Genomic DNA, 13,330 nt, shown 5'->3' with positions numbered 1-13,330 from the left:
GATCAACGTCCCTTCACAGGAGCAACCCATGGACCAGGCCAACCCGTTCGAGACGCCACGAACGTACTCCCTGCACCGTGCCGAGTACCTCGTCGCCCTGGCCGTCACCACCGGCCTGATCGTCGCCCACGCGGACGACATCCGCTGGCTCCCCGCAGTCGGGCTCTTCCTCTACATCGACCTGCTCGGCTACATCCCCGGTGCCCTCGCCTTCCGGCGCAGCGGGGGGAAACCGATCTCCAAGGTGTACTACGTGATGTACAACGTCATGCACAGCCTGATCACCCAGGGCGCCGTGGCGGCGCTGTGGTGCTGGCTGGTGGGGCCGGAGTGGGCCCTCCTCCTGCTGCCGTTCCACCTGTTCGGCGACCGGGGTCTGTTCGGCAACTTCCTGAAGCCGTTCTCACTGCCCTTCGAACCGGTGCGGCAGCAGGGCTACCTCAGGCTGCTGGACGACCTGGGCGTCGCCCACCCCAAGCCGGTCGGCCACGCGGCCGACCCGGTTCCGGTGGGTCACATACCCGCGGCGAAGCGTCCGGACGCGTCCGCCCGCCCGCACCAGGACGCGGTGCGGTGAACGCCGCGGACCGGTCCGACGACGGCCGGCGCACGCCCCGCGACCCGCAACCGCCGCGGGGCGACCGCCAGCACCGCCGGGCCCTGCGCAAGCTGGCCGCTCCGGTGTCGGTCCTCACCGTCTGCCACGACGGACAGCCGCACGGCACCACGGTCAGTACGGTCACCACGTGCTCGCACGAGCCGTTGCTGCTGGGGACCTACCTGCGAGGCGGTTCCGCCTTCGCGGGTCTGGCCTCCGGGGCGGGCCGCTTCGTCGTCAACGTGCTGAATGCGTCACAGGCGGACCTGGCCCGCTACTTCGCGGACCGGTCGCGGCCGCTGGGATACCCCCAGTTCGCCGGTCTGTCCTGGTCGGACGACCCGTACTCCGGCGCGCCCCTGCTGGAGGGCGCACTCGCCGCGTACAGCTGCCGGCTCTTCGGCCGCTCGGAGGTCGGCGACCACGAACTGCTGCTCGGCCATGTCACCCACGTCTCGGTGGGTGAGGGCGAGCCGCTGCTCAGCTACACCGGCGGCCTGTTCGCCGGCCCCCTCAGCCCGGCCCCGATCAGCGGGCCGGGCCCCCGGACCAGCATGGAGAAGGTGGCACCATGACCGACCGCGTGGCTCCCGAGGCCGACTGGGACAAGGCTCCCGGACTGCTCGACGGTGCGAAGGAACTCACTCTCGGCCCCGACGAATGCAATCTGGCCTACTGGTTCACGTCGGTCGCGCAGGGCACCCTGCGTGACCGGGGCGAGACGGGTCATCACCGTGACGCGCTCGTCCCCGACTTCTTGAAGGAACCGGGACCGCTGCGGGAGGCGCTGATCCTGGAGTTCGGCTTCCGCGCACTGTCCGAGGAGATCGCGACCCGGCTCCTGGGACACTACGTCTCGCTCGCGCCGGGCCTGCCGGAGATGGAGTTCTACGCCACCCAGCTCATCGACGAGGCCCGTCACGCCAGGGTCTTCCGCAACCACCTCACCGAACTGGGCCGTCCCGCGGCGACGCTGGCGCGCGACATCGACGACATGGCCGCCGACTACCGCGCCCGGGTGCTGGAGCCGGTGGTCGACTTCACCCTGGACATCGTGCGCGACAAGGCCGACTTCGCCGGCGGAGTCGCCGTGTTCGCGATCGTCATCGAGGGCGTGCTGGCTCCGGCCGCCGAACTCAGCGAACGCAAGTGGACTCCGCTGTCCCCGGCCACGGGTGAGATCTCGCGCGGCACCGCGATCGACGAGATCCGCCACCTGACCGTGGCGAGCACCATCCTGCGCGATCACGTGGTCGCCCATCCCGAGTACACGCCCCGGCTGCTGGAGATCCTGCGGGCCGGAGTGCAGCTCTGGGACGAGGTGCCCGACCGCGAATTCGTGATCCACCGCGAGGAGTTGTTCCAGAAGGGGATGGCCGAGCACGCGGGACTCATCGGCGACTACGAGATCTGGCCCGGCGTCCGGATGCTCGACACCACCGCCGACCAGCGCTACGACATGGCCGACCAGTGGACCGACGAGATGGCCGCGGTCCGCATGGAGTACATGGGGCTGCCGCTGGAGGCCCTCTCCTCTCCGGCGGACCGGTCGTGACCAGGGCCTCGGCCCCGTCCGCCGTACTGGCCGGCATCGGCTGCCACGTACCGCCCAACCGGGTCACCAACGAGGAGCTGACGACGCGCCTCGACACGACCGACGAGTGGATACGCACCCGGACCGGCATCGCGGCCCGGCATGTCGTCGGACGCGGCACCGCGACGTCCGACCTCGCGGTCGAGGCCGGGGTGCGGGCGCTCAAGTCGGCGGGCCGTGACGACGCCGATGCCGTGGTCCTGGCCACGACCACCCCGGACCGCCCGTGCCCGGCGACCGCGCCCGACGTCGCGGCGCGGCTCGGCCTCCGCGGAGTCGCGGCCTTCGACGTGGCGGCGGTCTGCTCCGGCTTCCTGTACGGGCTGGCCACCTCGTGCGGGCTCATCGCCGCCGGAGTGGCCGAACGGGTGCTGCTCGTGGCCGCCGACGCCTTCACCACGCTGATCGACCCCGAGGACCGCTCCACCGCGGTCATCTTCGCGGACGGCGCGGGCGCGGTGGTGCTGCGGGCGGGCGACCCGGACGAACCCGGGGCGATCGGCCCCATGGTGCTGGGCAGCGACGGCGCGCTGAGCGACCTGATCGAGGTGCCCGGCGGGGGGTCGCGGGAACGCACCTCGGGGCGGCCCGCCGCAGAACGGGACCGCTTCTTCAGGATGGCCGGCCGCGAGACCTACCGGCACGCGGTCGAGCACATGACCAGCGCCTCACTGCGGGCCACCGAACTGGCCGGCTGGGGGATCGACTCCGTCGACCGCTTCGCCGCCCACCAGGCCAACGCCCGCATCCTGACGGCGGTGGCCGACCGTCTGGAGATCCCCGCCGACCGCAGGCTCTCCAACATCGAGCAGTACGGCAACACGGGTGCCGCGTCCCTCCCGCTGCTGCTCGCCCAGGAGGCCCAGGAAGGCCGTCTCGCGGCGGGCCACCGGGTGCTGCTCACGGCCTTCGGCGGCGGGCTGGCCTGGGGCGCGACCACCCTGCGCTGGCCTGACATCAAGGCTTTCTGACCGCCGGGAGCCGCTCCCGGCCCACCCCCCCCCGACCGCTCTCCGCCCTCTGCCCCGGCGCTCTCCGCCCCACCCACTCCCCCCGACTCACGAAGGAGCTGGACCATGTTCGAACACCTGAAGGAACTGCTGGTGGCCAAGTTGAAGGTCACTCCCGAATCGGTCGTCCCGGAGGCGACCCGCGAGGACATCGAACTCGACTCGCTGGCCGTGGTCGAGCTGTCGATGATCCTCGACACCGAACTGGGGCTCTCCATCAGCGACGACGAGTTGCTGGAAGCGGAGAACGTCGGCGACATCGCCCGTCTGATGGAAGAGCGGAGCGCGAAGATCTGATGGCCACTCCCCTCGCCCACCGTCCCGCCGCTCCGGCGGGCGCCGAGGTCGCGGTCACCGGCATCGGCCTGGTCACTCCCGGCGGCATCGGGGTCGAGGCGAGCTGGGCGGCGGTCCGCTCGGGCCGGTCCGCGTGCGCGATCGACCCGCTGCTCTCCGACAGCCCCGTACGAATCTCCTGCAGGGTGCCGGCGTTCGACGCCGGCGCCCTGCTCGGGGAGCGGCGCGCCCTGCGGCTCGACCGTTTTACGCAGTTCGCCCTGGTCGCCGCCGCCGAAGCGGTCGCCGACGCCGGTCTGGACCCGTTGACCTGGGACGGCGCCCGGGTCGGGGTGGTCCTGGGATGCGCCGACGGCGGCCCGGGAACCGTGGAGAGCCAGCACGACCGTCTGCGGGACCACGGCCCCGCCCAGGTCTCCCCCCTGCTTCTCCCGATGCAGTTGCCGAACATGCTGGCCGGCCAGACCGCGATCCAGTTCGGTGCCCGCGGGCCCAACCTGGTGGTCTCCACCGCCTGTGCCTCCGGCGCCACGGCCATCGGTACCGCCCGGGACCTCCTCACCCTCGACCGCTGCGACATCGTGATCACGGGCGGCAGCGAGGCGATGATCACCCCGCTGGTCATGGCCGGTTTCGCGCGGATGGGAGCGTTGTCCCGCCGCGAGGACGACCCGGCGACGGCCTCGCGGCCCTTCGACGCGGACCGCGACGGATTCGTGGCCGGCGAGGGCGCCGGCGTGCTGGTGCTGGAACGGCTCCCGGACGCGCGCGCCCGAGGCGCCCGGGTCCGTGGCCGGGTGGTGGGGTACGGCGCCTCGGCCGACGCCCACCACATGACCTCGCCCGCCCCGGACGGCGCCGGGGTGGAGGCCGCGGTCCGCGCGGCGCTGCGGGACGCGGGCGCCGGCACCGACGACGTCCAGCACGTCAACGCGCACGGGACCAGTACCCCGCTGAACGACCTCGCCGAGGCGTCCATGCTGCACCGCGCCTTCGGCGGGCGGCCCCTGGTCACCTCGACCAAGGGGGTGACCGGCCATCTGCTGGGCGCGGCAGGGGCCGTGGAAGCCGCCTTCACCGTGCTGGCGGTGGAACTCGGCGTCGTGCCGCCCACCGCCAACCTGCGCGACCTCGACCCGCGCGTGGAGATCGAGGTCGCCACATCGGCGGTGGAGGCCAAGATCGGGCTTGCGTTGAGCAACTCCTGCGGTTTCGGCGGCCAGAACGCCGTGCTGGCGATAGCCGGCGCCTGACCCACCGGGTTCCACTCCCTCGCGTGCGCGGCGATCCGCCCGCGCCGTCTCCCCCGCTCCCCACCCGCTTCACCTCACCCTAGGAAGCAGCCATGTCCGCCGTTCCTCCCGCAGCCCCGGGCCCGAGCGCGAAACCGGCTCCGGCCAAGCATCTGGGTACCCGACACATCCTGGTCCTGATCGTCGCCGCGGCGGCACCGCTGTCCGCGATGGTAGGCACCGTCCCGCTGGCCATCGCCTTCGGTACGGGCGCCGGTGCCCCCGCCGCGTTCGTCTTCGTAGGGGTGACGCTGCTCTGCTTCTCCGTCGGCTTCGCGGTCAGCGCACGCCGCACCGGTGGCGTCGGCGGCTTCTACGCGTCCGCGGCCGACGGTCTGGGCAGGCCGCCCGCCGCAGCGACCGGATACCTGGCCCTTCTCTCGTACAACTGCGCCACGTTCGGGCTGGTCGGGGCCCTGGGGTACTTCACTCACCTCGTGCTCGCCGACCACGGCGTGGACGTGCCCTGGCTGTGGTGCGCGGCGGCGGGCCTGGCGCTCGTCGCGGTGCTCGGATACCGGGAGATCGGGCTCAGCGCGGGGCTCCTCATGCTGCTGATGCTCGGTGAGGTGGGAATCCTGCTGGCCCTGGACGTCGCCATCCTGGTCCGGGACGGCGGCGACGCCCTGCCGACCGCTTCCTTCAGCCCTTCGATCGCTGTCGGCCCCGGACTCGGCGTCACGCTCGCCTTCGCCTTCGTCTCGTTCATCGGCTTCGAGTCAGCCGCCCTGTACGGGAAGGAGGCCAAGGACCCGCGTCGCAGCGTTCCGCACGCGACCTACGCCGCGGTGGTGGTGATCGCCGGTTTCTACGCCCTCACCAGCTGGATCGCGGTGGGTGCCGTTGGCAGCGGCAAGGTACGCGGCGTGGCCACCGAGCAACTGGGCGACTTCTTCTTCCACCTGGGCGACAGGTACCTGGGCTCCGTGGGCGCCACCGCACTGCAGATCCTGCTCTGCACCAGTCTTCTCGCTGCCTGCCTGGCCCTGCACTGCGCGGCCAACCGCTACATCCAGACCCTCGCCGCCGACGGCCTGCTGCCCGCTCGGTTGAGTACGCTGCACCCCCGTCACGGGTCCCCGCACCGGGCGAGCGTCGTCCAGAACGTGATGACCGCAGTGATCGTGTGCGCCTTCGCGGTGGCGGGACTCGATCCGTACGTCGATCTGACCACCAGCATGCTGGGCCTCGGCACGGTGGGCATCATCGCGCTCCAAGCCGTCGCCGCCGCCTCCGTGCTCGGGCTGCGCCTGCGGGGCGGCGGCACCCACTGGTGGCGGGAGGGTCTCGCTCCGCTGCTGGGCTTCGCCGGCCTGCTGGTCTCGGTGTGGCTGGTGATCAGGAACTTCGACATGATCACCGGCAAGCCGGGGACCCTGGTCGCCCAACTCCCCTGGCTGGTACCCGTGGTCGCGTTGGCGGGCCTCGCCCACGCGGCCTGGCTCAAGTCGGCCCGCCCGGACCGCTACCGGACCCTGGGGCTGCCGAAACAGGCTCCGGAGCCGGCCTCCCGTGTGGTCACCGCCCACCTCGCTCCCACCCCCGGAGCGATCGATCCGACACCCGGCCCTTCCGGCTCGTCGGTCCGCAGCTGAGCTCTCGGAGGACACCCGTGCACGACATACGAGAACTGATCGCGCCGGAGACCGAAGCGGTGCGCCGGCTGAAGCGACGCGGCTACGACCTCGACCTGGACGCGATCTCCGCGATGCACGAGCGCAGGCGCGTTGCCCAGCAGGAGGTCTCCCTCCTCAGGGCCGAGCTGAACCGCGCCTCCCGCAAACGGCCCCGGACCGGTGACGGGGCGAACCCGGTGGACCGGGAGTCGGTACGCGCGCTCCGAACCGAGGTGCAGGCCGCCGAGAGCAGGGCGCGCACCGCGGACGAGGAGGCCACGGCCTTTCTGCTGGCGATTCCCAACCTTCCGGCGGACAGCGTGCCCGACGGGAACACCGAACAGGACGCCGTTGAGATCCGGCGGGGCGGTCCGCCGATCCGTGAGATCCCGGGCGGGGCTCTCCACCACGCCGAGATCGGCCGGAGGCTCGGCATCCTGGACACCACCCGCGCGGCCCGGCTCTCCGGCGCTCGGTTCAATGTCGCCCGGGGTGCCGGGGCACGGCTGGAGCGGGCGCTGGCGTCCTACCTGCTCGATCTCCACACGGGCGAGCACGGTTACACGGAGTACTCCGTGCCCTTCCTGGTGACCCGGGAGACCATGACCGGCACCGGGCAACTGCCCAAATTCGCGGAGGACTTGTTCGCCACCCGGGTGGGGGATCGCGAGCTCTACCTCATCCCCACCGCCGAGGTACCGCTGACCAACCTGGTGGCCCAGGAGATGCTCGACGCGAAGGACCTTCCACTGGCCTTCACGGCCCACACGCCCTGCTTCCGGGCCGAGGCGGGAAGCCACGGCAGGGACACCCGCGGGCTGCTGCGGCTGCACCAGTTCGAGAAGGTGGAGCTGGTACGGATCTGCGCCACGCCGGAGGACGCCGAGCGCGAGATCGAAGTGATGATGGGTCACGCGGAGGAGTGCCTTCGCCGACTCGGCCTGTCGTACCGGGTGGTGCTCCTGCCGGCCGGTGACATGGGATTCTCCGCCAGGAAGACGTACGACATCGAGGTGTGGCTGCCAGGCAGCTCGGCGTACCGGGAGATCTCCTCGGTCTCGGACTGCGGAACCTTCCAGGCCCGGCGGGCGGGGATACGTCAGCGGTCCGCGCAGAACCGCAAGGGCCCGGCGTCGACGCTCAACGGGTCGGCCCTGCCCATCGGAAGGACCGTGGCCGCACTGCTGGAGACCGGGCTCCAAGCGGACGGGAGCGTCGAACTCCCCGACGTCCTGGTGCCGTACACCGGGTTCCGGACGATCCTGCCGGACGGCCGCACCGCACTCTGAACCATGAATTCCGACGGCGGCGGCGGTACCGCCCGGGTGGCGCCCGCACGGCGCGGAGCGGAGATGCGCGCCACGCGCCGTGCGGTGCCGGTGCCCCATCCCGGTGCGGCCCGTCGACCGGTTCCGTACGCCGCCCTTTCCCGTACGGCGACGGACGCGGCATCCGTGCGCACGCCGTGCGATCGGCCGCACGCCCGCGGCGTGACCCGTCAGGCGGCGGTCGGGGCGCCGTCGGGCGCCGGCGCCTCGCCGGCGGGCCGACCCGGAACCAGTCGGCAGGAGCACGCCGCGGGTTTTCCTGCTGCACCTCGCTCAGCGCGACCGCGCCGCACCCGCCAGGCCGTCGGAGGCCGTCAGGGCGGTGTCGTGCGAGAGGATCGCGTTCTCCAGCCCGCGCAGTTCGCGGGAGGGCTGGACTCCGAGCTCCTCGGACAGCCGTCGCCACATGCTCCGGTAGGTCTCCAGTGCCTCCGCCTGACGCCCCGCTCGGTAGAGCGCGACCATGAGGTGCTGGCAGAAACGTTCCCGCAGCGGATTGGCCATGTGGGCCTCGGCCAGCTCCACGAGGATCGCGTCGTGCCTGCCGATGGCCAGCTCCGCGTCGAAGAGGAGTTCCATGCCCCGAAGGCGGATGGCCTCGTAACGGGCGGCCGCGAGACGGCAGATCGACCCCGCGGGGAGATCGCCGAAGACTCCGCCACGCCACAGCTCCATCGACCGGCGGAGGATGTCCGCAGCCGCAGCCGGATTGCGGCCGATCATAGCCTCGGCGGACTTGACACTGTCGGTGAATTCGACGGCGTCCAACTCGCCCTTCTGCACGCACAACTGGTAACCGGACGGACGGAGAACCAAGCGCTGCGGATTCCGGTCCGGCTCCAGAGAGCGGAGCCGCCGCCGGAACCGGCTGATGTGCGCCTGGAGTGCGTTGGCCTGGTTGTCCGGGGCCGACTCGCCCCACATCTCTTCGGCCAGCGCCTCCGCGGGGATGGGCCGGCCCTCACTGACCAACAGGGTTTGGATCAGAACACGTTGAAGATCACCGGGTATCTCCACGGCCTCGTCGTCCGATGAGATCTGTAACGCCCCGAGTACCGAGAAGTACAGCACGCAGTTCTCCTTGCATCGTGGGGGTGCGATGGGGGACTGAGCCGCCCGCAAGAGGGGCAGATGGATCCTGGAGCTGCTGGACCACGCTCACAGCGCGTCACTCAGGAAAAGCGCCTGCGGATCACCCGTGAAAGAAATCCGACAGGAGTGGAAGGAGGTCAATCAACCTCGATCAATAGTGCCATATCAAATTGGGGATGGAGTAGACCCTCTTGATCGTGGCCGTAAAAGCTCTCTGCCGGATCCGGGCCCAAGAGCTGGTTTCTTCCCACTTCACACCCATCGGCCCACCCGTGCCCCCGCCGATTCCTGGCGCAAATCTTTCCACCACTTCCGGCCAGCCCCCGGTGGGCAGGACGCGGATCGGCGCTACCGGAACGTCACCCCCGCGTCCACGGTCCCGCCCGACGCCCATCGACCTCGCCCCTGCGAACAGGTCACGCCCACACCCTGGCCCTCGGGATGCCTCCCTTCACACTCCGCCCTTCACCCGGTGAGGTCGGCACCGAGCTCCTGGACCAGGAGTTCGGCGAGAAGGCGCGCGTGGCTCACGAGCTGCTCCTCGGCCCTGAGTTCGATCAGGTCGCCCCAGCGCAGTCCCTCCTCGAAGATTCGATTTCCGTCACGGTCCACCAGCCGCACCGTGACGGCGACGGCGGCGAGCTCGTCCGGGATCGACCTCAACAGCCTTAACAGTGTTCCCATCTCCTGTCGCACCGTGGTCAGTCGCTCGGCGTGACTGGTACTGGCGATCAGGTCCCCGAGCACCGTCTTCGACATGGCATCGCTGTTGTCCAGGCTGGCCATGGCCCCGTCCAGGATCTGGCGGGCGACGAGAATCAACGCCCGATCAGCAAGGAACACGTGCGCCACCGTCAAGTCGTACCGCGCCTGAACGCGAGGACTGAGGGGCGCCAACGCCGCGAGAACTTCAGCGACGGAAAGGAACTCTTCGTACCTGTCGGCGAGCTGTGTGGTGTCCACATGAACCTCCGGGAACAAGATGCCGATTACGGAAGAACGGACCCGGGACGCCCGCTTCGTTACGGAGAGACGCGAACGAGCCGGAGGGGCGATCGCCCCTCTCGGCCGATGGACCCTCCACTCCCACGTGGGCCCTCACCGGGTCGGCTCCGATCACCCGATTTCTGTCGAGTGCGGCCGGAACGAACACCTTAGTGAAGAAGAAGGTCACAGATCCTATCCTCGGGGGAAGATAAGTGACTGACCGCCAGTCAGTCAATCAGAATACCTGCCACTCGCGTCAACAAACATACGGATCTCGGATACGGAAATGGCGTGAAAGGAGATGCACCGTCGCCTTACGGCGTCCGCCGCCGGAGTCCGTCCTCATCCACTCCTCCTTCCGACCTCGACGGAATCGGCTCGACGTGCCGCGCGAGGTCGCACTGCGGCCACCGCCATCCGCCGGACCGGGCCCACCCGTCGGTGGTTTGGCGGCCAGGTGGGCTTCATGTCCGTCGGGTGGGTTCGGAGCTCCTCCGCCGGTGCTGACGGATCGTCAGGGCAGATCTGCCTGCGGCAGGGAGTTGCCCGTGTCGCACGCTGTCGCGCCGAGGGTCGAGCTCCGTCGGTCGACCGGTGGGCGTCGGGGGGAGAGACTCGCCTCCACGTTCGTGGTCGGGGCGGTCGGATGTGAGGCGACGTTCGTCCGTACGACCGTCTGGGGGCCCGGCGAACAGATGCGGCCGGAGCACTGAGTTCGCACCGAGGTTGGTGTGGTGGCCGAGCCTGTGCGGGTACGCGGACTGACCGACCAGGAGGGGCAGAAGCCGCAGCAGATCGTGCGCCGGGGCAGCACCAATTGAGTGCGGTTACGGCGCGCGATGATGCTGCCGGCTTCGGCCGGCGGAAACCGGGTAACGGTGATCGCGCAATTGGCACAAGCCGATGAGGACACCGTTCGCGAGGTCATCCAGCGGTTCAACGGCGCGCGACGCCAAGCTCGACCGGATCGAGGAGGTCCTGGATCTCTTCCCGGACCGGGTGTTCGCGTCTGACGAGTTCAGCCCCCTCGGCATCCGGCCCACCACCGGGACCGGTTGGGCTCCCGCCGGTCATCCCGAGCGGCACCCCACGGCCTGCCACCGCACCCACGGCGTCCGTTACTTCCACGGCCGCTACTCGATCGGCGACGACACCCACTGGGGCGTCAACCGCCGCAACCACACCGTCCAGACCCGAGCGCTGCACGCCTAAGGGCTGTCCCGGCGCAACGCCAACGCCCGCCACCGTGACGTCCTGGCAGCAGAGCATCGTGAATGCGCGGGGTCCGCAGCGAAAAGGGCATGCGCTGGGCGGAAGAACGCGAATCGCGACCTGATCACTCACTGACGTTCAAGGTCGCACACTCCGAGACCCCCAGCTCGGACAGCACCGCCCGAAGCCGCTCCATGGCCGCAGCAGGGTCCGAGTCCTCCGCGACTTCGAAGTCAAGATGGCAGCGACCCATGCCGCTGCCCGCGCCGGTGACCTCGCCGTCGAGCTCCAACGCCACCTCCATAGCCTCCTCGACCGCGTCACGATCGATCGGCAGCCCCACGAACACGATCTCGACGAACACCCCGCCCCCCCTCAACCCGGCGAACCATAGCGGTCACAGCTCTTGGCCAGTGAACTCGGTTGCCCGGGCGGGATCGGGTTCCCGGGATGGTTGCGTGTGGGTGATGCCCAAGAGCGGGAGGGCTCTTTCGGGGGTTGTCACGGGAGACTCGGAAGGGTCTGGCCGGATGGGATGCTTTCGCTGTTCGGCCGGCCGGCCGGCCCGTCTGGTGGGTGTCGGGCTGAGGGCTGCCCCGCGATTCGCGGTGGATCAGTGCGCGGCGTCGGATGCGGTGCATCGCAAGGCGAAGAGGCGTCCGCACACTGGATGCTCATGGACGTTCCGACACCGCGGCGAGGTGCCGTAGCTGCGTCGCGCATCCGCCAGGAGGTGCGTCGCGCATCCGCCAGGGAGGTGCGGGACTCTCCTTGGTGACCGCGTGGGTGGTCTCCCTCTCTCCGCCTTTCCTGCGGCGGGGTTGACGCGCAGGGCGAGTTTCGCGTGAGGGCGGGCGATGCCGCCGAACCTCTCCCGAGCGGGGAGGGGACGTGCCGCCACCGCATCAGCCCCGAGCGGCCCAGCTTGGTCAGCACGACAGGGGACAGGGGACAGGGGACAGGGGACAGGGGAGATGGCACAGCGGACACGGGAACTCTCATGATGATGTGGCTTCGACGCCACAATGCTCACGAACTCCATGTCCGCACTGTTGTCCGCCGAACCCGGCCACCCACGCTCCCTCGGAACTTTTAACGAGCCGAACTCGGTTACTGAACAGGCGAGTTGGGGGAAGACGGTCATCGAGGCCAACAACCGGGACCCTGTCGGGCGGTCGTTTCTCCGCCGAACCGGCGGGTCCGGCCGGACTATTCAGTGATCCGATGAGGCGCCTGACCGTCGCCGCACCCCACCCGGGAGCCCCTCCACCGGAACTCGCCCCGCCGAAAGGCGGGCGCCGATTCCCGTCACCCCCTCACCGGACCTCGGCACAACGAGCCCGGAGACGCCGGGCGGATTCGGGTCATCGGAGCTCTCGGGCCGAGCAGGTATACACCAACTGGCCATCTGTCCAGATCCTCTTCACCGTATATCCTCAATCGGGGATTCCGTATTGACGCGGCGCGCGACACCGGCCGGCAGCCACCGAGCCCACGACAGGCGGGAGACAGCGTGACACCAGGACGACGCAAGCGGATCAGCAAGACTCCTGCGGCCAGACGGTCAGAAATCCTGCAGGCAGCCCGCCGGGTCTTCAGCGAGATCGGGTTCGCCGAGACCAAAGTCGCGGACATCACCGATGCGGCCGGTATCGGGAAGGGGACGTTCTACCTTCACTTCGACACGAAGGAGCACGCGATGGGCGTGCTGTGGAGTGAGTATCTCGACGAGTTCTACGACAGTGCCGAGCGGATCACGGCCCAGGAACAGGAGTGGTGGTCCACCGTGGACGAGCTACTGGCCACGCTCGTCGGACATGTGATCAGCCACGCGAGTTTACGCCGGCTCGTCTACGGAGCGAGGAACGCGCAGGTCACGGAGTACTGTTCGGAATCGAACGAGCGGCTGATGGATGTCCTGGCCTCATTCGCGATGAAAGGCGCAGCCAGTGGGGCTCTGACGGTGGACAAGCCCGTGTGGGCATTCTCCATGGTCTACCACGGCGCGGAGTGGCTGCTCGACAACCTGCTCTCGACCGACGACCTCGTCGACACCGATCAGGTCATCCACAGCGTCCTGGGGCTGGCGCACCGCGCGTTGGGTGGTCCGCCGCTCGCGCGGGAATACGGGGCGGACCCCCTCGGCAGCACTCCTGGCCAGACGGGAACCACAGCCCCGGAGGGCTTTTGATCCCGCCACTCCGAGCACTCACTCACGGCGGAGAGGGCAGGATTCGAACCTGCGCAGACCCAAAAGAGCCCGACCCAAGAAACCTCAGGCCCCCGATAAACCACTCCGGGCAC

The 13,330-nt window shown here is 69.8% G+C and carries 12 protein-coding genes and 1 pseudogene; 10 read left to right on the top strand and 3 right to left on the bottom strand.

From position 1 onward, the window contains the following. Positions 1-28 precede the first annotated feature (28 nt). From ACFYPN_RS07995 to serS, 8 genes are all read left to right on the top strand, one after another. Entirely contained in the window at positions 29-577 is a 549-nt protein-coding gene (locus tag ACFYPN_RS07995) for a hypothetical protein (RefSeq protein ID WP_358763336.1), read from the top strand. Continuing rightward, complete coding sequence (locus ACFYPN_RS07990) at positions 574-1,173, top strand: flavin reductase family protein (protein ID WP_358763334.1); 600 nt, start codon at positions 574-576, stop codon at positions 1,171-1,173. The genes ACFYPN_RS07995 and ACFYPN_RS07990 overlap by 4 nt, the downstream gene beginning before the upstream one ends. Next, entirely contained in the window at positions 1,170-2,153 is a 984-nt protein-coding gene (locus ACFYPN_RS07985) for a VlmB-like protein (RefSeq protein WP_358763332.1), read from the top strand. The genes ACFYPN_RS07990 and ACFYPN_RS07985 overlap by 4 nt, the downstream gene beginning before the upstream one ends. Beyond that, positions 2,150-3,163 (top strand): beta-ketoacyl-ACP synthase III, encoded by a 1,014-nt coding sequence (locus tag ACFYPN_RS07980; protein WP_358763330.1) that lies wholly within the window; start codon positions 2,150-2,152, stop codon positions 3,161-3,163. The genes ACFYPN_RS07985 and ACFYPN_RS07980 overlap by 4 nt, the downstream gene beginning before the upstream one ends. A gap of 105 nt (positions 3,164-3,268) precedes the next feature. Then, positions 3,269-3,499 (top strand): phosphopantetheine-binding protein, encoded by a 231-nt coding sequence (locus ACFYPN_RS07975; protein ID WP_358763329.1) that lies wholly within the window; start codon positions 3,269-3,271, stop codon positions 3,497-3,499. Further along, entirely contained in the window at positions 3,499-4,752 is a 1,254-nt protein-coding gene (locus ACFYPN_RS07970) for a beta-ketoacyl-[acyl-carrier-protein] synthase family protein (RefSeq protein ID WP_358763327.1), read from the top strand. The genes ACFYPN_RS07975 and ACFYPN_RS07970 overlap by 1 nt, the downstream gene beginning before the upstream one ends. A gap of 92 nt (positions 4,753-4,844) precedes the next feature. After that, the gene (locus tag ACFYPN_RS07965) at positions 4,845-6,386 is read left to right on the top strand and encodes an APC family permease (RefSeq protein WP_358763325.1); all 1,542 of its coding nucleotides are present in this window, start codon (positions 4,845-4,847) and stop codon (positions 6,384-6,386) included. Between the two features lie 17 nt (positions 6,387-6,403). Beyond that, complete coding sequence (gene serS, locus ACFYPN_RS07960) at positions 6,404-7,696, top strand: serine--tRNA ligase (protein WP_358763323.1); 1,293 nt, start codon at positions 6,404-6,406, stop codon at positions 7,694-7,696. A gap of 312 nt (positions 7,697-8,008) precedes the next feature. Here the strand turns inward: serS and ACFYPN_RS07955 are convergent, their stop codons facing one another. Further along, entirely contained in the window at positions 8,009-8,806 is a 798-nt protein-coding gene (locus ACFYPN_RS07955) for an AfsR/SARP family transcriptional regulator (protein ID WP_358763321.1), read from the bottom strand. 486 nt (positions 8,807-9,292) lie between these two features. Next, positions 9,293-9,670: a hypothetical protein gene (locus ACFYPN_RS07950; protein WP_358763319.1), complete on the bottom strand. Its 378-nt coding sequence runs from the start codon at positions 9,668-9,670 to the stop codon at positions 9,293-9,295. A gap of 878 nt (positions 9,671-10,548) precedes the next feature. On the opposite strand from ACFYPN_RS07950, the pseudogene ACFYPN_RS07945 reads away from it, so the two are divergent. Continuing rightward, positions 10,549-11,124 (top strand): annotated as a pseudogene (locus tag ACFYPN_RS07945) (hypothetical protein); the annotation flags it as partial. A gap of 26 nt (positions 11,125-11,150) precedes the next feature. Here ACFYPN_RS07945 and ACFYPN_RS07940 read toward each other — a convergent pair. Next, positions 11,151-11,390, bottom strand: a complete 240-nt coding sequence (locus ACFYPN_RS07940) for a hypothetical protein (RefSeq protein ID WP_358763317.1) — start codon at positions 11,388-11,390, stop codon at positions 11,151-11,153. Between the two features lie 1,149 nt (positions 11,391-12,539). On the opposite strand from ACFYPN_RS07940, the gene ACFYPN_RS07935 reads away from it, so the two are divergent. After that, positions 12,540-13,217: a TetR/AcrR family transcriptional regulator gene (locus ACFYPN_RS07935; RefSeq protein ID WP_358763315.1), complete on the top strand. Its 678-nt coding sequence runs from the start codon at positions 12,540-12,542 to the stop codon at positions 13,215-13,217. Positions 13,218-13,330: the final 113 nt, after the last annotated feature.

Origin of the sequence: Streptomyces sp. NPDC005576, assembly GCF_042871745.1 — a bacterium.
In the GTDB taxonomy this organism is placed as follows: domain Bacteria; phylum Actinomycetota; class Actinomycetes; order Streptomycetales; family Streptomycetaceae; genus Streptomyces.
The sequence above is the reverse complement of the archived record's forward strand: the minus strand, read 5'-3'. Positions and strand labels throughout refer to the sequence as shown.